Annotated in this window: 18 protein-coding genes; 9 read left to right on the forward strand and 9 right to left on the reverse strand. The window is 73.0% G+C overall.

Features of this window, described 5'->3' with window-relative positions:
* Positions 1 to 200 precede the first annotated feature (200 nt).
* Positions 201 to 437, reverse strand: a complete 237-nt coding sequence (locus AC0NH5_RS23900) for a hypothetical protein (protein WP_474407626.1) — start codon at positions 435 to 437, stop codon at positions 201 to 203.
* Positions 438 to 589: 152 nt separating this feature from the next.
* On the opposite strand from AC0NH5_RS23900, the gene AC0NH5_RS23905 reads away from it, so the two are divergent.
* Together AC0NH5_RS23905 and AC0NH5_RS23910 are read left to right on the forward strand one after the other, a co-directional pair.
* Positions 590 to 1,768, forward strand: a complete 1,179-nt coding sequence (locus AC0NH5_RS23905) for a hypothetical protein (RefSeq protein WP_474407629.1) — start codon at positions 590 to 592, stop codon at positions 1,766 to 1,768.
* Entirely contained in the window at positions 1,765 to 2,934 is a 1,170-nt protein-coding gene (locus tag AC0NH5_RS23910) for an FAD-dependent oxidoreductase (RefSeq protein WP_474407631.1), read from the forward strand. Before AC0NH5_RS23905 ends, AC0NH5_RS23910 begins: the two co-directional genes overlap by 4 nt.
* Positions 2,935 to 3,116: 182 nt before the next feature.
* Here the strand turns inward: AC0NH5_RS23910 and AC0NH5_RS23915 are convergent, their stop codons facing one another.
* Positions 3,117 to 5,393, reverse strand: a complete 2,277-nt coding sequence (locus tag AC0NH5_RS23915; RefSeq protein ID WP_474407633.1) for a putative bifunctional diguanylate cyclase/phosphodiesterase — start codon at positions 5,391 to 5,393, stop codon at positions 3,117 to 3,119.
* A gap of 38 nt (positions 5,394 to 5,431) precedes the next feature.
* On the reverse strand, positions 5,432 to 6,823 hold the full coding sequence (locus tag AC0NH5_RS23920; RefSeq protein ID WP_474407634.1) for an AMP-binding protein: 1,392 nt from the start codon (positions 6,821 to 6,823) through the stop codon (positions 5,432 to 5,434).
* 104 nt (positions 6,824 to 6,927) lie between these two features.
* Here AC0NH5_RS23920 and AC0NH5_RS23925 point away from each other — a divergent pair, with 104 nt between their 5' ends.
* The 3 genes from AC0NH5_RS23925 to AC0NH5_RS23935 all read left to right on the forward strand — a co-directional run bounded on the left by AC0NH5_RS23925 (position 6,928) and on the right by AC0NH5_RS23935 (position 10,206).
* Entirely contained in the window at positions 6,928 to 8,646 is a 1,719-nt protein-coding gene (locus AC0NH5_RS23925; protein WP_474407636.1) for an ABC transporter ATP-binding protein, read from the forward strand.
* A 77-nt stretch (positions 8,647 to 8,723) separates the two neighbouring features.
* A complete protein-coding gene (locus AC0NH5_RS23930) occupies positions 8,724 to 9,353 on the forward strand; it encodes a protein kinase domain-containing protein (protein ID WP_474407638.1) in 630 nt (209 codons plus the stop codon).
* Positions 9,241 to 10,206 carry a protein kinase domain-containing protein gene (locus tag AC0NH5_RS23935; protein WP_474408056.1) on the forward strand — a complete coding sequence of 322 codons (966 nt, stop codon included), beginning with the start codon at positions 9,241 to 9,243 and terminating at the stop codon, positions 10,204 to 10,206. The genes AC0NH5_RS23930 and AC0NH5_RS23935 overlap by 113 nt, the downstream gene beginning before the upstream one ends.
* Here the strand turns inward: AC0NH5_RS23935 and AC0NH5_RS23940 are convergent.
* Positions 10,203 to 10,841, reverse strand: coding sequence for a TetR/AcrR family transcriptional regulator (locus AC0NH5_RS23940; protein WP_474407640.1), 639 nt, complete (start codon positions 10,839 to 10,841; stop codon positions 10,203 to 10,205). The two genes, AC0NH5_RS23935 and AC0NH5_RS23940, sit on opposite strands and share 4 nt — an antisense overlap.
* A gap of 62 nt (positions 10,842 to 10,903) precedes the next feature.
* Here AC0NH5_RS23940 and AC0NH5_RS23945 point away from each other — a divergent pair, with 62 nt between their 5' ends.
* Positions 10,904 to 11,419 carry an ester cyclase gene (locus AC0NH5_RS23945; protein WP_474407643.1) on the forward strand — a complete coding sequence of 172 codons (516 nt, stop codon included), beginning with the start codon at positions 10,904 to 10,906 and terminating at the stop codon, positions 11,417 to 11,419.
* On the opposite strand, the gene AC0NH5_RS23950 is transcribed toward AC0NH5_RS23945, so the two are convergent.
* From AC0NH5_RS23950 to AC0NH5_RS23960, 3 genes are all read right to left on the reverse strand, one after another.
* Positions 11,420 to 12,361: a CE1 family esterase gene (locus tag AC0NH5_RS23950; protein ID WP_474407647.1), complete on the reverse strand. Its 942-nt coding sequence runs from the start codon at positions 12,359 to 12,361 to the stop codon at positions 11,420 to 11,422.
* Positions 12,362 to 12,428: 67 nt separating this feature from the next.
* Positions 12,429 to 12,869, reverse strand: a complete 441-nt coding sequence (locus AC0NH5_RS23955) for a hypothetical protein (protein WP_474407650.1) — start codon at positions 12,867 to 12,869, stop codon at positions 12,429 to 12,431.
* Positions 12,870 to 12,952: 83 nt separating this feature from the next.
* Positions 12,953 to 13,675, reverse strand: a complete 723-nt coding sequence (locus AC0NH5_RS23960; protein ID WP_474407653.1) for a DUF998 domain-containing protein — start codon at positions 13,673 to 13,675, stop codon at positions 12,953 to 12,955.
* Between AC0NH5_RS23960 and AC0NH5_RS23965 the strand changes: the two genes are divergently transcribed.
* Positions 13,653 to 14,039, forward strand: a complete 387-nt coding sequence (locus tag AC0NH5_RS23965) for a YciI family protein (RefSeq protein WP_474407655.1) — start codon at positions 13,653 to 13,655, stop codon at positions 14,037 to 14,039. The genes AC0NH5_RS23960 and AC0NH5_RS23965 overlap by 23 nt on opposite strands.
* Positions 14,039 to 15,253, forward strand: coding sequence for an RNA polymerase sigma factor (locus AC0NH5_RS23970; RefSeq protein WP_474407657.1), 1,215 nt, complete (start codon positions 14,039 to 14,041; stop codon positions 15,251 to 15,253). The genes AC0NH5_RS23965 and AC0NH5_RS23970 overlap by 1 nt, the downstream gene beginning before the upstream one ends.
* Before the next feature lie 145 nt (positions 15,254 to 15,398).
* On the opposite strand, the gene AC0NH5_RS23975 is transcribed toward AC0NH5_RS23970, so the two are convergent.
* Positions 15,399 to 15,836, reverse strand: coding sequence for a hypothetical protein (locus AC0NH5_RS23975; protein WP_474407660.1), 438 nt, complete (start codon positions 15,834 to 15,836; stop codon positions 15,399 to 15,401).
* A gap of 117 nt (positions 15,837 to 15,953) precedes the next feature.
* On the opposite strand from AC0NH5_RS23975, the gene AC0NH5_RS23980 reads away from it, so the two are divergent.
* Positions 15,954 to 16,328: a hypothetical protein gene (locus AC0NH5_RS23980; RefSeq protein ID WP_474407663.1), complete on the forward strand. Its 375-nt coding sequence runs from the start codon at positions 15,954 to 15,956 to the stop codon at positions 16,326 to 16,328.
* Between the two features lie 16 nt (positions 16,329 to 16,344).
* On the opposite strand, the gene AC0NH5_RS23985 is transcribed toward AC0NH5_RS23980, so the two are convergent.
* Positions 16,345 to 17,142, reverse strand: coding sequence for a PIG-L deacetylase family protein (locus tag AC0NH5_RS23985; RefSeq protein WP_474407666.1), 798 nt, complete (start codon positions 17,140 to 17,142; stop codon positions 16,345 to 16,347).
* Positions 17,143 to 17,162 lie beyond the last annotated feature (20 nt).

A 17,162-nucleotide genomic window follows, 5' to 3' on the forward strand; every position in this document is an offset into this window, starting at 1 on the left:
CCGCAAGTCCCCACGCTCGCGTGCCGTCCTTGCGTGGGGATTTCGGGTGCGTATCGAACCGCAAGTCCCCACGCTCGCGTGCCGTCCTTGCGTGGGGATTTCGGGTGCGTATCGAACCGCAAGTCCCCACGCTCGTGCGCCGTCCTTGCGTGGGGACTTTGGGTGCGTATCGAACCGCAAGTCCCCACGTTTCGCGCTGGTCAGGCGCGGTAGCCGTGCGCCTCGAGGATCGTGGTCAGGCGGGAGTTCCAGGCGCGCTCGTCGCTGTCGTGCCAGCGGTGCTGATTGCCGCACTGCCAGTTGGGTGCGGGGCTCGGCATGACACAGCCGCCCAGCGCCAGGTCACCGTTCGCGGCGGCGGCGTGCGCCTCCGGGACCGGAAGACCGAAGAGCAGGGGTACGCCGGGCGAGCCGCACTCAGGACAGGAAGGGGTCACGACCGTCAACCTACCCGGCAACGGTCTGACTATTCGAGAGCCCGCGTCCGCGCCTTCGCCAACGCCGTCTGGATGCGCCTCGCTCGGTCTCGCACCCCCGGACACCGGCCACCGGTCGACGGGTGGCGGGTTCACCGATAGCTTTGGCGGGCATGACCGACGAGTGGATTCCAGCGCTGGCACGATATGCGGGACGGCTGCACGCGACCGCTGACGGCACGCATCATGTGGCCTCCCCGCTGGGCGCTTGGCTGCTGCTGGCGATGACCGCGGCGGCGGAGAAGGTGTCGCCCACCGGGGAGATCGACGCGCTGGCCGACGTGCTCGGTGTGCCGCCCCGCCGCGCCGCGGAGATCGCCGCCGGCCTGCTCGCGGAGCCGCATCCGCTGGTCGCGGCGGCGTCCGCGGTCTGGCACTCGGAGCAGGTCGACCCGGACCGGCTGACCGGCTGGCTCGCGGAGTTGCCGGCGACCACCGGGACCGGGCCGCTGCCGGACCAGGCCGGGCTGGACCGCTGGGTGCGGGAGAACACGTTCGGTCTCATCGACAAGTTCCCGATCACCCGGTCGCCGGCGATGGTGCTGCTGCTGGCCAGCGCGCTGGCGACCCGGCTGAGCTGGGACCAGCCGTTCGACGTGGTGGAGGCGGAGGCGCTCGGCGGTGGCTGGGCGGCGGGCCTCACCCGGGCGTTGCGGACACCGGGTGCCGGGCACACCGCGTTCATCGCCACCTCGCAGGTGGCGGGTCAGGTGATCGTGCATGCCGCGCCGGCCACCGACGACTCGGGCGCGCAGGTGCGGGTGGTCTCGGTCGCCGCCGCTGCGGACGTGGCGCCGGAACGGGTGATCGCCGCGGCCTACGAGATCGGCCACGACCTCGGGTCGGCGGCGCGGACCTCGCTGTTCGACCTGCCGCTCGGTGACGCCCCGCTGTGGACGCTGCGGGAGGAGCGGGCGGCGATGCACGCCGCCGAGCACGTGAGCGCGGTGCTGCCGGCCTGGTCGGCCACCAGCGATCATGACTTGACCGGTCCGGGGCTGGGGTTCGACGCCGCGACCCGGGTCCTGGAGCCGCTGCTCGGCCTGCGGCCGCTGCAGTTCGAGGCCCGTCAGGTGGCGACCGCCCGATTCAGCAGGTACGGGTTCGAGGCGGCCGCGGTCACCGGCTTCGCGACGCTGACCTCGATGCCGGCCGACCGGACGGTCCGGTTCGCGGAGCTGCGGTTCGGCCACCCCTATGCGGTGGTCGCGGTCACCACGGGTGGCGGGTTCTGGGACGGCGTTCCGGTCTTCTCCGCCTGGGTCGGCGAACCGGCCGAGGCGCAGGAATGACGACGGCGCTCCGGGTCGGCATCGTCGGTGCGGGCGTCGGCGGGTTGACGCTGGCGCACGCGCTGCGCCGCCGGGGCGTCGACTGCGTCGTCTTCGACCGCGACGCGGGCCCGGAGGACACCGGTGGCTACCGGTTGCACCTCACCGAGGAGGCGTTCGCGGCACTCACCGGGCTGCTGCCCGCCTCCTCGGTGCGCGCGCTGCGTTCCTGTGGGGCGGGGGCTGCCTCGTTCCGGCAGTTCGCCGTCCTCGACCACCGCGGTCGTACGCTGCTGCGCCTGCCGTTCAGCCACTCCGCCGAAGTGTTGCTGATCGGCCGGCGACCGCTGCGCGCGATCCTGGCCCGCGGACTGGCGGACGTCATCCGCTGGAGGACACCGGTCAGCGGCTTCACGGCCTCGGACACCGGGGTGACGTTCGACAACGCCGACGGCAGCGACGTGGACCTCCTCGTCGCTGCGGACGGCACCGGATCCCGGATCGCCCGGCAGTGGATCGGCCGGCCCACCGCGCAGCCCACCGGGGTGGTCGGGATCGCCGGCCGGGCACTGCTGCCGCAACGCGTCCCCGCCGACCTCCGGCGCGGCCTGGCTTTCATGATCGGGCCGGGCGGGGTCGGCGCGTTCCTCAGCCTGCACGACCAGCACAGCAGTGAGCCGGAGGCGGAGCCGCCGTACGTGGTGTGGTCGGTCGCAACGCGGGCCGAACGGGTCGACGGCGATCTCCTGGCCCGGGTGCACGAGCTGACGAGCGGGTGGAGCCGGGGCTTCCGGGCCCTGGTCGACGCCTCCGAGCCGGGCAGCGTCGCGGCGTTCCCGTTCTCGCTCCCGGCCGCGCTGGAGCCCTGGCCGGACGGCCGCGTCACGCTGCTCGGCGACGCGATCCATCCGATGCCACCGACCGGCGGTATGGGCGCGAGCACCGCGATCCTCGATGCGACGCACCTGGCCGCCGATCTCGCCGGTGGGCCGCTGCCGGAAGCGCTGGCGGCCTATCGGACGCGGCTGCTCGGCTATGCCCCGCGCGCGGTCGACGAGTCCCGTCCGCCGCTGGTCTGGCAGCGGCGCCTGGCCGGGCCGGTGCCGTTCGCGCTGGCGACCCGGGTGGCGCTGCCGGCGGCCGGCGCCGCCCTGACCGCCTGGACTTGCCTCACAACCCCCACGTGAGGATTTGAGGTGCGCTCCGCACCCGAAATCCCCACACTCGTTCGGCCCACGGCAGTGTGGGGACTTCGGGTGCGAAACGAACCTCAAGTCCCCACGCGGCCTCTCGACCACGGCAGTGTGGGGACTTCGGGTGCGAAACGAACCCGAAATCACCACGCTCGGCGGGGCGGCGCGCTGCGGAGTCAGCCGGCGAGGGCCGGCTGGCTCAGGATGGCGTCGATCTGGTCGGCCGGCGCGGGCCGGGCGAAGTAGTACCCCTGCGCGTACCGGTAGCCGAGGTCGTACAACCGCATGGCCTGGTCCTGGGTCTCCACGCCCTCGGCCACCGCCCGCAGCCCGAGCGTCGCCGCGATCGTGCTCAGCGACGTCGCGATGGCCTCCTGCTCCGCGGTGCCGTTCAGGTCGTCGATGAACGACTTGTCCACCTTCAGCGTGGTCACCGGGCAGGTGCGCAGCAGGGTCAGCGAGCTGTGCCCGGTGCCGAAGTCGTCCAGGGCCACACCCACTCCCAGCTCGCGCAGCTCCCGCACGGTGCCCAGCGCGGTGCCCCCGGCGAACACCGCGGTCTCGGTGATCTCGATGGTGATCCGGTCGGCGGCCAGCCCGTGCCGGTGCAGCGCGCCGGTGACCAGGCCGGGCAGGTCGGGGTCGAGCAGCTGGCGTGCCGAGACGTTGATGTTGACGCGAGGCCCGGCGGCGCCGTGCCGCTCCTGCCAGGCGGCGGCGTCCGCGCAGGCGGTGTCGAGGATCCAGGCACCCAGGTCGATGATCAGGCCGCTGTGCTCGGCGACCGGGATGAACTCGGCCGGCGGGACCATCGGCCCGTCGGCCGGGTGCCAGCGGACCAGTGCTTCGACGCCGGTGAGCCGGCCACTGGGCAGCTCCACGATCGGCTGGTAGAGCAGCCGGAACTCGCCCCGGTCGAGGCCGCGGCGCAGCGCGGCGGCGAGTTCGGCGTGGTGTTGCGCGGTGGCGTCCAGGTCGGCGCTGTGCTCGCGGTGCCGGTTGACGCCGGTGAGTTTGGCCGCCTGCAATGCCAACTCGGCGCGGCGCAGCAGGTCGGGTGCGGTGTTGCCGTCGCCGCCGGCGACACCGACCGTGACGGTGACCAGCAGGTCGTGCCCGTCCACCCGCAGCGGGGTGTGGAACGCCTGGAGCAGGGCCTCGGCGATGTCGGTGCGGTCGCCCGCGAGCAGGACGCCGAACTCGTCGCCGAGCAGCCGGGCGGCGACCGCGTCCGGGCCGGCGGTGGCGGCCACCCGGTCGGCGGCGGCGCGCAGCAGGGCGTCGCCGGCTTCGTCACCGAGACTGTCGTTGAGCGCGGCGAACCCGTCGAGGTCGCAGACCGCCACGGTGGTCGCGCCGGTGCGGCGGGCCAGGGTCGCGGTGAACAGGCGCCGGTTCGGCAGCCCGGTGAGGTCGTCGTGGTGTGCCTGCTCGTCCAGCCGGTCCAGCAGCACGGTGTTGTCGGACAGGGCGGCGTACTGGCGGAGCAGCACGAGCAGGGTGAGGACCACGGAGCCGCCGGCCAGGCCGAGCGGCAGGTGGCCGAGCTGCAGGGTGACGACGATCAGCATGATCGCGGTGACCGCGACGGCGGCGTACGGGACCGCGCTGACCTGCCGGGAGATGCCGAGCTGGGCCTGTTGCCGGTCGACCGGGGCGGCGGAGGGCTCGACGACGGCCGGCGCCAGGTTCGCCCGGGTCTGCAGGTGGGCCGCGATCGCGAAGAACAGGCCCGCGAGGGGCAGGGTGATCACCGTCGGGTTGAGCATCGGGCGGCCGTGCAGCAGCGGCGCGATCCCCCAGGCGAAGGGGCCGAGGAGACCGATCGGGAGCAGCGCCCAGAGCGCCGGCCGGTGGACGGCGCCGCTGCGGGTGACGCCTACCTTGATCACGCCGACCACCGCCCCGCAGGCCGCGGCCAGCACGACCACCAGCAGCACCCCCTCGAAGGCGCTGCCGGTGGAGGGGCGGGCGGTGGAAGACATGAAGTGGGTGATCAGGACGGCGGCGGCGACGGCGACCACGGCGACGTCGAGGCCCATCGCCACGGTCGCGCGCCAGGTGCGGCGTGGCCGGGGCAGGCGGAGCAGGGCGAGCAGGGCGACGGTGACCGCGGCCAGATAGCAACCGGCGATGGTCAGGCGCACCTCGAACGGCGGGGCGCCGATCAGCGTCTTGGTGGCCTGCCCGGCGACGCCCACGGCGAGCCACCCGGCGGCCCAGGTGAGGCGCCGCCAGAAGTCCCGGGCCGGGCCGCGCGCGGTGCGAGTGGCGTTCCCGCAGGCCAGCGCGGCGGTGACGGTGGCGGCGACAGTGGAGGGCCAGAGCAGCCAGGCCGGGGCCCCCGGCGGCTGGGCCAGGCCGGCGATCGCCGCACCCAGCAGCACCCAGAACACGGCCATGATGAGCACCAGTCCGGCCGTGGTGCCGGGTCGGAGCGCGGGTCTCATCATGCCGGAACCATCGGCGGGCACCGGTGCCGACCTGAGGATCAGGGCTCGCGGAGCAGCGTCTTTCGCACTTTTCCCATGGTGTTGCGGGGCAGATGGTCGACGAGGTGCACCACGCGCGGCCGTTTGTGGGCGGCGAGCCGTTCGGCCACGAACGTGACCAGGTCGGCCGGCTGCACCGGACCGGCGACGACGAAGGCGGTGATCTGCTCGCCGAGATCGGGGTGCGGGGTGCCGATCACGGCGGCCTCGCGGACCGCCGGGTGCCGCAGCAGCGCGTCCTCGACCTCGCCGGCGCCGACCCGGTAACCACCGGTTTTGATCAGGTCGGTGGAGGCGCGGCCGACGATCCGGTGCCAGCCGTCCGGGCCGACGGTGGCCACGTCGCCGGTCGGGAACCAGCCGTCGACCAGGGCCGGTGGCTCGGTGACCGGGCCGCGCAGGTAGCCGTCGAGCAGGGTCGGGCCGCGCACCTGGAGGTGGCCGATGGTGGCCCCGTCGTGCGGCAGGACGGCGCCGGTCTCGTCGACCAGGCGGGTGGTGACGCCGGGCAGCGGCAGCCCGACGTGGCCGGCCCGGCGTTCGCCGTCGGCGCGGGCACTGACGGTGATCAGGGTCTCGGTCATGCCGTACCGCTCGACCGGTGGGCGGCCGGTGAGCCCGGCGAGGGCGTCGAAGACCGGCACCGGCAGCGGGGCGCTGCCGGAGACCAGCAGGCGGGCGCCGGCCAGGGCGCGGGCGGCGGGCGGGTCGGCAGCGATGCGGGACCACACCGTGGGTACGCCGAAGTACAGGGTGCCGAGCGCTGACGCGTACCCCGAGGGTGTCGGTCTTCCGGTGTGCACCAGCCGCGACCCGAGGCGCAGCGCGCCGAGCACGCCCAGAACGAGCCCGTGCACGTGATGCAGTGGTAGGCCGTGCACCAACGTGTCGGCGGCGCTCCACTGCCAGGCGCCGGCGAGCGCGTCGAGGTCCGCGGCGATCGCCGCGCGGGACAGGACCACGCCTTTCGGCGGCCCGGTGGTGCCGCTGGTGTAGAGCACCAGAGCGGGCCGTCGCACCGCGGGCTCGGGTGGGACGCTGCCGAGCCGTCGGCCGATTTCGAGCAGGGGTACGCGTGACGCGCCGGCGGCCGCGGCATCGTCGGAGAGCAGCACCACCGCGCCCGAGTCCCGCAGGATGTGATCGCGCTCCAGGTCACCGGCGTCCGGCGGCACCGGCACCACGGGCACCCCGGCGAGCAGCGCGCCGGTGATCGCGATGATCGTGGCCGCGCTCGGGGTGGCGTGCACGGCCACGATCGGCGCTCCGGCGATCTCGGCGGCCACCCCGGCGGCCCGGCCGAGCAGCTCGTGGCGGGAAAGCGTGGCGTCCGGGGTGACGACAGCGTCGCTGAGGTCGGCGTCGTCGTGGAGCGCGGCCAGCAGCGTCATGCCCGGATTCTGTCACCCGGGCCGGTGGTTTCGCCGCCGCCGGTCGCCGCCCGAGGGTTATCACCCGATTGCTCGGCGTAATAGATGCTGCTTAGCGTCCATCTGTGGCCGTTGACCGCAACACCGACCGGGCCGGGTGGCGTGACCTGCGCCGGCTGACCCGGGGCTATCGCCGGTGGATCGGAGCCGCGGCCGGGCTGAGCCTGCTCGGTTCGGCGCTGGCGCTGGCTCAGCCGCTGCTGGCCGGGGCGGCGGTGGACGGCGCAGCCGCCGGCCAGGTGCCGTGGCCGGTGTTCGCCGGGCTGGCCGGGCTGTTCGCCGCGCAGGCCGCCGCGATGGCCCTGGCCCGCTACGTGCAGGCACTGACCGGCGAGACGATGACCCGGGACCTGCGGCACGCGCTCGCCGGGCACCTGCTGCGGGTGCGGCTGTCGGCGCTGGACCGGGTGCGCACCGGCGACGTGATCGCGCGGGCGTGCGGCGACACCACGATCGTGAAGATGCTGGTGGCGCAGAGTCTGGGCACCGGGGTGGCCGGTGTGATCGGGCTGGTGGCGCTGGTGGTGCTGCTCGGCTGGCTGGACGTGTGGCTGCTGGGGCTGGTGGTGCTGCTGTTCGGGGTGGCGATCGGCAGCCTGCTCGCCGTGGTGCGGCGGTTGCGGGTGGCGTCGCGCCGGGCGCAGACCGCCGAAGGGACCCTGCTGGCGGATCTGGAGCGGGTGCTCGGCGGCATCCGGACGGTGCGCGCGTGCCGTGCGGAGCCGGTGGAGGAGGCCCGCCTGCAGTCGTCGGCGGGACGGGCGTACCGGGCGAACCTGCGGATGGCCGGCCTGGTGGCGATGAGCGGGCCGACCAACGACCTGGCGGTCAGCGGGGCGTTCCTCGCGGTGCTGATGGTCGGGGCGGGCCGGGTCGCGGCGGGGGACACCAGCCTCGGCCGGCTGGTGGCGTTCACCCTGGCCATGACCTATCTGTCGGCGCCGGTCTACGAGATCTTCCAGGCGGTCAGCGCGGTGCAGCAGGGCTCCGGGGCGCTGCACCGGATCAACGAGGTGCTCGACCTGCCGGTGGAGCGGGACCCGCCGATGGCAGTGGCGCCGATGCGGCCCGAGCCTCCGGTGCTGGAGTTCCGCGACGTCTGGTTCGGCTATGACCGCCGGCGTCCGGTGCTGCGCGGCATCACGTTCGAGGTGCCGGAACGGGGATGCGTGGCGCTGGTCGGGCCGTCCGGCGCGGGCAAGTCGACCGTCTTCGCGCTGGCCGAGCGGTTCTACGAGCCGGATCGCGGTGCGGTGCTGCTGGGTGGGCGGTTCCTTCCGTACGACTGGCACCGCGCCGCGGTCGGCCTGGTCGAGCAGGACTGTCCGCTGCTGGCCGGCACGTTGCGCGACAACCTGCTGTACGGCGCCGGCCCGGTGACCGGGGACGACCTGCGCCGGGTGCTGGCGATGACCGGCCTGACCGGCGTGGTGGCGGCCCTGCCCGCCGGCCTGGACACCCCGGTCGGCGAGCGCGGCGGCCGGCTCTCCGGCGGGCAGCGGCAGCGGGTCGCGATCGCCCGCTGCCTGCTCGCCCGCCCGCGGCTGGTGCTGCTGGACGAGCCCACCGCGCACCTGGACCCGGACAGCGAACGGGCCCTGGCCGCGGCGTTGCGGGAGGTGGCATCGGCCTGCGCGCTGGTGGTGATCGCTCACCGGTTCTCCACGGTGCGGTCGGCGGACCGGGTGCTGGTGGTCGATGGCGGCCGGGTGACCGCGGCGGGCACGCACGCGGAGCTGATGGCGGTGAACCCGTATTACCGGCGCTTCGCCTCCGGCAGTTGATCAGGCAACGACATCTGTCGTTGCGCGCAAAGTAGTCGTCTGCGCACAATGAGTGCTCGCTCCTTGTGGAGGCGCCCATGTCGCGACCGGCGAAGCTGGGGCCGCACGACCCGCCGCTGATCGGGCCGTACACGACGCTTGCCCGGCTCGGGAGGGGCGGGCAGGGTGAGGTTTACCTAGCGGCGGATCCCGGCGGCAAGCGGGTGGCCGTCAAGGTTCTCCGGGTCGACTGGGATTCGAGCGGCATGCTCCGGCGAAGCCTCGACCGGGAACTCGTGAACGCCCGCAAGGTCGCGCAGTTCGTGACCGCGAAGGTGCTCGACTTCGACGTGGCGGGGGAGTTGCCGTACATCGTCAGCGAGTACATCGAGGGGCTCAACCTTGCCGAGCACGTGCGGGAGAACGGACCGCTGACCGACAGCGACCTGTTACAGGTCGCTATGCAGGCGCTCACCGCGCTGGAGGCGATCCACCAGGCGGGGATCATCCACTGCGACTTCAAGCCTGCCAACATCATCCTCGGCCAAGGTGGCGCCCCGGGTGATCGACTTCGGCATCGCCCAGGCACTCGACTCCACGCACCGGGTCGGCGAGATCGCCGGGTCGGTTCCCTACATGGCGCCGGAACAGGTAGCCAACGATCCGCTGACGCCGGCGGTCGACCTCTTCGCCTGGGGGTCGACGATGGTCTTCGCGGCCACCGGTGAGCAGGCGTTTCCCGGCGATCGGCGGGAACAGGTGGCGCAAACGATCCTGACCCGCCCGCCGCGGCTGGAAGGCGGCGAGGAACCTCTGCTGACCACCGTCCGGGCGTGCCTGCTCAAGGTTCCGGAACGTCGGCCGACGGCCGCTCAGGCGCGCAAACTGCTCTTCGGCCGGCGCCCGAAACCGGCAGCGGCCCCGGCGCGGTCCGCGAAGCCCGCGCCACCGGCGCCGACTCGTGTGGAACGTCCGGTGGCGGCGCCGGTTGTCGCGCCACCGGCGGACGGCACGAACACGGGTAAGGCGGTGGCTGCGCTCATCGGGTCGGTTGCGGCCGCGGCAGTGGTGATCTGGGCGGTACCGGGACTGTCCGACCGGTCCTCGGGTCGGGGCAGCCCCACGTCCGCCCCGCCCGCCGTGTCCGCTGCGACTGCACTGTCGCTCCAGGCAGAGTACGAAGCCTTCTGGCGCGATGTCGACTGCAGGACGCACACCACGAGAGACGGTCAGAAGTCCCGAGACAGGTGCGAGATCACCGACTCGATCAACCTGTTCTGCGCCCAGTGGACCGACATGCCCACGCTGACGTGGTCAGGGGACCGCCCGGTAAGGGGGACCAACGGCCAAATCGGGGAAGGTGGGTGGCGTAATTCGTGGCACCGGGAGGATTCCGACCGGCACGGTCACTTCTTCAGCTATCCGCTGGTCGGCGAGCGGCGGGCGATCTGGTGGGAGGACAGCAAGGACCCGGTCGCCTGTTACCTGCAAGGCCCGCCGGGCAGCGAAGGCGCCCTGGTGAATGAATTCCTGAATCAGGGGTTTCTGCTCCGCGAGCCCGTGCCGTCTCGCTTCTCCTAGTCCGCGACGAGGGCGTCGGTGAGCGCCCGGGCCAGCCACTGCTCGTACTCGTCGGCTGTCCAGCCCCGGTCGGCCACGAGCAGTTCGTAGACCTCGGGCGAGATGAGGGTCCAGACGATGTCGCAGGCCCGGTCGGGGTCGAGTCCGGGGCGCAGGCCGCCGGTCGCCGCGAGGTGGCGCACGATGCCGCCGGCACCGGCCGTCCGCTCCCGGTTGGTGGTCTCGCGGAACCGGGCGAGCTCGGGGTCGCCACCGCGGGCCGCGGCGAGGAGCCTGACGAGCAGGGGCCCCACCCGTTCGCTGACCCGGCGGGCGGCGAAGGCGTACCGGGCCAGCTTGTCCCGCGGGTCGGTCGCGGCGAAGACCGCCTGGATCTCCGGCCGGTCGATCATCGGGATGGGCTCGTCGTCGCCGGCGAGCGTCACGTCGTAGACGTCTTTGATCAGCGCCGCCTTGGTGCGGAACGTCTTGTAGACGGTCTCGACCGAGACGCCCGCATGCGTGGCCACATCACGCATGGTGACCGCCGCCGGGCCGCGTTCGACCAGCAGTTCCAGGGCGGCGTCGAGGATGCTGCGCCGGGTGAGCCGGGCCTGCTCGGCGCGGCGGGTGTTGTCGTAAACGCGACGAGTCATTGAATACCGCCCAACAGTATTGGATGCTGCTGAAGTGTATCCGATAGCTCCAGGGAGGTCTCATGCTCACCGTCGATGCCGACACCTGCGTTCGTTCCATGACCATCATGGGTTCCGGTGACCTCGGCGAACTCAGCCGCATCGTGCACACCGAGGCGGTCAACCGGGAGGCTAAGGACGAGCCGCCGGCCTGCCGGGGAAAGGGGCCGGCCGCGTTCGTGGCCACCGCTCACTGGATGCGAGCCGCTTTCGCCGACCTGAGATTCGACGTCCATGACGTGGTCACCGACGGCGACCTCATCGCCGTGCACTGCACGATGTCGGGACGCCAGATCGGCCCGTTCGTGGCGTACGACGAGCGCGGCGAGGTGGCTGAGGCTTTTCCGCCGACCGGCCGCACCTTCGCCGTCACACACAGCCACTGGTTCCGCATGCGGGAAGGTCAGGTCGTCGAACACTGGGCCAACCGCGACGACCTCGGCATGGCCAAGCAGCTCGGCTGGGTTCCGCCCAGCCCGGCGTTCCTGCTGCGGATGGCCCTGGCCAAGAGACACGCCCGCCGCAACCCGGCCTCGTAACTAGCTGACCGGCTCGGTCTGCGCGAGCAGGAAGTCGATCACGGCGGTGGCGAAGCCGGGCCCGAGCTGCGGCACGTGGGTGCCGCCGTTGATCGTCCACGCCTGCACGGTCGACTTGCCGGCGCAACCCCGCACATAGGTGCGCACCGACGTCTCGGCCGCCGGCAGGTCGGTGACCAGGTCGAGCGCGGGAGCGTCGCGGCCGTCGTCGGTGCACTTGTCGTGGTCGCGCCACTGGGCGACGGTGGTGGCCGCCGACGGATAGGCGGTGCCGTCCAGCTCACCACCGCCGATCGCGATGGTCTCGTCGGCGCTGCTGTGCACGGCGAGCACGCTCACCGGCTCGGACGGCCGGCACCGTGCGGTGTCGTTCCAGGTCGCGCCGTTCAGAGAGGCGATCGCGGTCACCTGGTCGGCGTGATCACAAGCCATCCGGAACGCCATGAACCCGCCGTTCGAATGACCCACGAGATAGACACGATCGATGCTGTACGACCTCTGCACAGTGGCGATGAGCTCACTGAGATGACGCGAGTCGTCGGGCTCCGGGCCGAAGAAGGCGCAGCACGCGTCGGTGGCGTTCCAGAAACGGTCGCCCCGGTCGTCGACGGAACCGTCCGGATAGGCGTAGACGAACCCGCGCCGATCCGATTCGGGGGTCAACCGGAAATACGACTCCTGCTCCTTGGCGTCGGACGAATACCCGTGCAGCAGGACGACCAGCGGCGCGGGCCGGGCCGGATCGTAGGAGTCCGGGACGTGCACGGTGACCGGCCGGCCGCCGATCTCCACCGTGCCCGTGCCGCTCGTCGGCAGTGCCGCCGGCGCACCCGGCGACGGCTCCGGATCGTCGGCCGAGCCACAGGCCAGCGTCACCAGAAGCGCCGCCGCGGCGATCAGGGCCCGAGCCGCCCGCCATCCGTGTCGAGGCGACGTCTCCATCCGGCGAGACTATCGAAGCGGGACCGCCGCGGCGGTCCCGCTTCGTGCCATCGGAGGGCCGGTGGCGTCAGCGATCCGCCGGCGGCCGGTACACGTCGCACTGGCGGCCACGCTCGGCCTGGGCCGTGGTCCAGCCGGCGCAGAGCCGCACCGGCGGCTTGACGCCACGGAACAGGTACGAGGTCTGCACCCGGAACCCGGTCCGGCCCCGGCCGCACTGCTTGCCGACGGTCCGCCACTCGAGGCCGTCGGCGGGGCCGCTGCCGGCCACCTGGACCACGGCACAGCGCAGCGGGTTCCGGCCGACCAGGGTGCCGGCGATGCTGAACGGTGGCACCGGCCGCTCCGGGGCGCTCATCATCCGGTGGTACGTACCGTGCGCGACGGCACCGCCGGTCACCAGCCGGAACGTCGAGGACTCGGCGGCGGCGGCGGGCGCCGCGCCGACACTCAGGCCGAGGCCGGCGGACACGACGGCGCCGAGCGTACGGAGGGCGAGAGACTGCACTGTCTGCTCCTTCGAAGAGGCGGACGGCGACCCGGAACGAGTCGCCAAGAACAGAACGCCTCCGGGGCCCTTCCGGTCTCGCCTCAGGTGCGCACGTCTCGCCGCGACACCCGGCGCGCACGGCACGACAGCACGGTGATCAGCGGCCAGCACGCCTGCGCGCCCGCGGCGAGGCGTTCGGCGAGGCCGACCCGGTCACCGCTGCCAAGAGCCACGGCGAACCACCCCAGCAGTCCGAGCAGCACCAGCGTCGCGGCCCCCGCGACGACCGGCCGCAGCGCCACGGGGCCATCACGGCGCGCGGCAGCCGCGGGCCACACCGCCAGGGCGAACAACGCCACCCCCGCCGAAACGGCGTGCGCCGGCGCGGCACCGGTGGCCGGCAGCGGGAACACCGCCACCAGCACCGCCGCCACACCGCCGGCGCCCAGCACGACCCGGCCCGCCACCGCGACGGGGGAAAGGCCCAGCGCCGTGACCACGTGACAGATGCCGACGCCGATCAGGGCCGCGGTCATCAGCCACCGGTCGGTGGCGTCCCGCGCCGCCAGCGCGCTGATCGTGTCCACCGTGCTGTCGAAGCCGTCCGGCTGCCGCCGGGCAGCCAGCATCCAGCCGCCGATCAGCAGGACGGGCGCCGCCGCCGCGGAGACGAGCGCCCACCATCGAGGTCTCAGGGAGTGCGTGGGAAACCTCTTTCCGGAATCGTGTCGATCAGCGGGACGCTCGTTCGACGTGTGCAGCGAGGGCCGAGGTGCGGCCCCGCCGGACGAGGAGAACAAGATGCCGAAATACCTGCTGATCATGCGGGGCACCGACGAGACGAACGCGGCCATGATGGCCGACATGGCGGAGATGATGGCCACGACCCGCCGGTTCATCGAGGACATGATGAAGGCCGGCGTGCTGCTCGCGGCCGAAGGTCTGGACGATCCGGCCCAGGGCGCCGTGGTCGACTTCAGCGGCGCGGCGCCGGTGGTCACGGACGGGCCGTACGGCGAGACCAGGGAACTGTTCGGCGGCTACTTCCTGCTCGAGGTCGCCTCGAAACAGGAGGCGGTCGCGTGGGCCGAACGGGTTCCCGTGGTCCGCGGTTCCCAGATCGAGGTCCGGCGCGTGGCCGAGGCCGACGAGACCCCGCGGCTGGGCAACGGCAACGGCCACACCTGATGGGTACGGCCGATCTCGAGTCCGTCTGGCGGATGGAGTCGGCCCGGATCGTCGCCGCCCTGGCCCGGCTCACCGGCGACCTCGGGCTGGCCGAGGACGCGGCCCAGGAAGCGGTGGCCGAGGCGCTGGTGTCGTGGCCGCGGTCCGCCCCGGCCAATCCGGCCGGCTGGCTGATGGCCACGGCGCGGCGACGGGCGATCGACGCGATCCGCCGCCGGGCCGCCCTTCAGGAGCGGTACGCCCTGCTGGCGGCCGAACCTGTGGCCGACGAGGACATCGACCCCGACCTGATCGGCGACGACGTCCTGGCGCTGATGTTCGTCAGCTGCCACCCGGTGCTTCCCCGCGAGACCCGGGTGGCGCTGACCCTGCGCGTGGTCGGCGGGCTGTCCAGTGCGGAGATCGCCCGCACGCTGCTGGTGCCCGTACCGACCGTGCAGGCCCGCATCACCCGCGGCAAGAAGGCGATCGCGGCGGCCGGGGTGCCGTTCGAGCTGCCACCGGCCGGCGAGCGCCGGGAACGCCTGTCCGGCGTGCTCAGCGTCCTCTACGCGATCTTCACCGAGGGGTCCACGGCCACGTCCGGCGACCGGCTGCTGCGCCCCGAGCTGGCGTACGAGGCGATCCGCCTGACTCGCACGCTGGCCACGCTCCAGCCGGACGAGCCGGAGGTGCACGGTCTGCTGGCCCTGTGCGAGCTGACGGCCGCCCGCTTCCCCGCCCGGACCGCCCCCGACGGCACGCCGATCCTCCTCGAGGACCAGGACCGGCGGCTGTGGGACCGGCCGGCGATCCGCCGCGGGCTCGCCGCGCTGGCCGGCGCCGCCACCGGCGGCCTCGGCCCGTACGGCCTGCAGGCCACGATCGCCGCCGTCCACGCGTCGGCGCCCTCGGTCGAGGCGACCGACTGGCACCGGATCGTGCGGCTCTACGAGGCGCTCGGCCGGGTCGCGCCCTCCCCGGTGGTCGAACTCAACCGGGCCGTCGCGGTCGCGATGGCCTCCGGCCCGGCGCCGGCCCTGGCCATCGTGGACGAACTGATCGCCGCGAACCGGCTCCCCGGCTCCCACCTGGTCCCGACCGTACGCGGCGAGCTGCTGACCCGCCTCGGCCGGCGATCGGAGGCGCGTGCCGAGCTGGAGCTCGCCGCCCGCCTCTGCGCCAACCGGAGCGAACGCTGGGTGCTGCTCCGCAAGGCGGCCGCCCTGGACTGACTCCCTCAGCGCGCGGGTTCACCGATCTCGGCACACGGGCGCGGGCCGCGATCGCCGATCAGAAGCGGACTTGTCCGCGCCGGGGAGAGTCGGTCCGGCTACGCCCCTGGTGGCGCTGCGGGGTCCGCAGCGCCGGCTGATGGGATCAGCGCCAGACCTTGTAGCGGACGGTCTGCACCTTCGGCTCCAGGTAGTCGATCTGGTAGAGCACGCGGAACACCGTGCCGTTGCGCACGTTCCTGGCCAGCACGGTGCGCGTGCCGGCCTTCTTGGCGCAGGCCCGTACCGGCTTGGTGTAGGTCATCTCGCCGCCGTTGCGGGGCATGAAGGCCACCAGGAAGGTCTGGCACCGGTCGCGGGGGTTGTTGGCGTCCCGGATGTGCGAGACCGAGATCGTGGTGCACTTCGACTTCGGCACGGTCACCGGCGCGGAGGCGATCCGGCCGCCGGCGTAGAAGCCGTTGCCGGGCCGGGTCGGCACGCAGGCCCGGCTGGAGCTGTGGGCCGCGGCGGCTGTGGCGGGTGCGACGACGGCCGCGCCGGCGACTGCGAGGGCGGTGAGGACACTTGCGGTTCTGTTCATGTGGAGGACTGTGCTCCGGTCACCACACCCCACCCGATGACCTAGGGTAGCTGGCACGTATCCGGGAGTGACACCCACCGGCAACGAACGCGCCTCGTCGCTGGCATGATCGCGGCCATGTCGCCGATCGCGTTCTTCCATGCGCCGGACGATGCCGCGGCCCGCTCGGCCATGAGCCGTCCGACGCGGCCCGACCAGGGCGAACTCTCCGAGGTTCTGCGCGAGCTGGAGTGCTTCCTCACCGACCGGTCCTACGACGACGTCAACGACGACGATCGCCACCTGGCCCTCGTCACGGAACTCGGCGTCTACATCGACGAGTACGTTGCCACGCTGACCGACACTCTTCGTGACGCGCTCGCCTCGGCTGATGACGAGACGCTCCGGGCCGCGTCGAGCCACTGGCCCGTCACGGACGAACTCATCCCGGTGGCTCGCAGCGCCGCATCGACCGGCGAACGGCTCTACGTTTACCGGACCGCAAACGGGTAGGCGCATCGGGCGACTGTCAGCGGCGTCCGGTGCACGCCCACCTCGCCTGTGCCGGGTCCCACCAGCAGCGTGCGCAGGTCAGCGGTGACGGCCCGCCGAGGCCGGGCCGTCGTTCGGTGAACGCCTCATCGGCGACCCAGGCGGCGTACGCAGCTGTGCCCATCGCCTCGATCAGCCCCGCGGTCTGGGTGTGCTGGGCGGCCAGCGCCCGCACCTTGCGGTCCACCGTCGGCGGGTCGAGGGTGAGGTGCAGGGCCAGGTCGGACTCCGGCCGGGTGACAGGGTAGCCGGCGTCGAAGACGTGGAAACGGTCGTTGACCGGGCGCCACTGCTCGGCCCACTTCTCGGTGACAGTGGACTGGAGCAGGCGGGTGTGTGCCGGGGCAGCCCAGTCCACCGCGGCCGCCGTCCACCGGGCCACCGCCTGGTGGTCGGGGTGGCCGGTGTTGCCGTCGGGGCCGAAGCTGACCACGGTGTCCGGCCGGATCGCGGCGATCATGTCGCCGATCCGGGCGATGGCCGCGCTCGGCGGCACCCGGGCGCACTCGCCGTCGCGGTATCCCAGCCAGTGGTGTTCGGTCACGCCCAGGATGTCCAGGCAGTCGCGCAGTTCGGCGGCGCGCCGGACGGCGAGCCGGCCGGGTGGCCACCGGGCCGGGTCCGGGGTGCCGCGCTCGCCGTGGGTGGCGGTCACGCAGACGACCCGGTGACCGGCGTCGCGGGCGAGGGCCATCAGGCCGCCGGAGAGATATGCCTCGTCGTCGGGATGCGCCCAGACGCCGAGGACGGTGCCGAGTCGGTTGATGTGGTCCATGCCCCGAGGGTGAGCGCGCC

The organism is Actinoplanes sp. 13 (assembly GCF_056134165.1).

Bases quoted from the DNA above. Each gene is read 5' to 3' on its own strand.
- AC0NH5_RS23950 (WP_474407647.1), bottom strand. From the start codon at position 12,361: ATGGAGACGTCGCCTCGACACGGATGGCGGGCGGCTCGGGCCCTGATC.
- AC0NH5_RS23945 (WP_474407643.1), top strand. From the start codon at position 10,904: ATGCTCACCGTCGATGCCGACACCTGCGTTCGTTCCATGACCATCATG.
- AC0NH5_RS23905 (WP_474407629.1), top strand. From the start codon at position 590: ATGACCGACGAGTGGATTCCAGCGCTGGCACGATATGCGGGACGGCTG.
- AC0NH5_RS23985 (WP_474407666.1), bottom strand. From the start codon at position 17,142: ATGGACCACATCAACCGACTCGGCACCGTCCTCGGCGTCTGGGCGCAT.
- AC0NH5_RS23940 (WP_474407640.1), bottom strand. From the start codon at position 10,841: ATGACTCGTCGCGTTTACGACAACACCCGCCGCGCCGAGCAGGCCCGG.
- AC0NH5_RS23930 (WP_474407638.1), top strand. From the start codon at position 8,724: ATGTCGCGACCGGCGAAGCTGGGGCCGCACGACCCGCCGCTGATCGGG.
- AC0NH5_RS23915 (WP_474407633.1), bottom strand. From the start codon at position 5,393: ATGATGAGACCCGCGCTCCGACCCGGCACCACGGCCGGACTGGTGCTC.
- AC0NH5_RS23960 (WP_474407653.1), bottom strand. From the start codon at position 13,675: ATGATCAGCAGGTATTTCGGCATCTTGTTCTCCTCGTCCGGCGGGGCC.
- AC0NH5_RS23975 (WP_474407660.1), bottom strand. From the start codon at position 15,836: ATGAACAGAACCGCAAGTGTCCTCACCGCCCTCGCAGTCGCCGGCGCG.
- AC0NH5_RS23910 (WP_474407631.1), top strand. From the start codon at position 1,765: ATGACGACGGCGCTCCGGGTCGGCATCGTCGGTGCGGGCGTCGGCGGG.
- AC0NH5_RS23920 (WP_474407634.1), bottom strand. From the start codon at position 6,823: ATGACGCTGCTGGCCGCGCTCCACGACGACGCCGACCTCAGCGACGCT.
- AC0NH5_RS23965 (WP_474407655.1), top strand. From the start codon at position 13,653: ATGCCGAAATACCTGCTGATCATGCGGGGCACCGACGAGACGAACGCG.
- AC0NH5_RS23980 (WP_474407663.1), top strand. From the start codon at position 15,954: ATGTCGCCGATCGCGTTCTTCCATGCGCCGGACGATGCCGCGGCCCGC.
- AC0NH5_RS23970 (WP_474407657.1), top strand. From the start codon at position 14,039: ATGGGTACGGCCGATCTCGAGTCCGTCTGGCGGATGGAGTCGGCCCGG.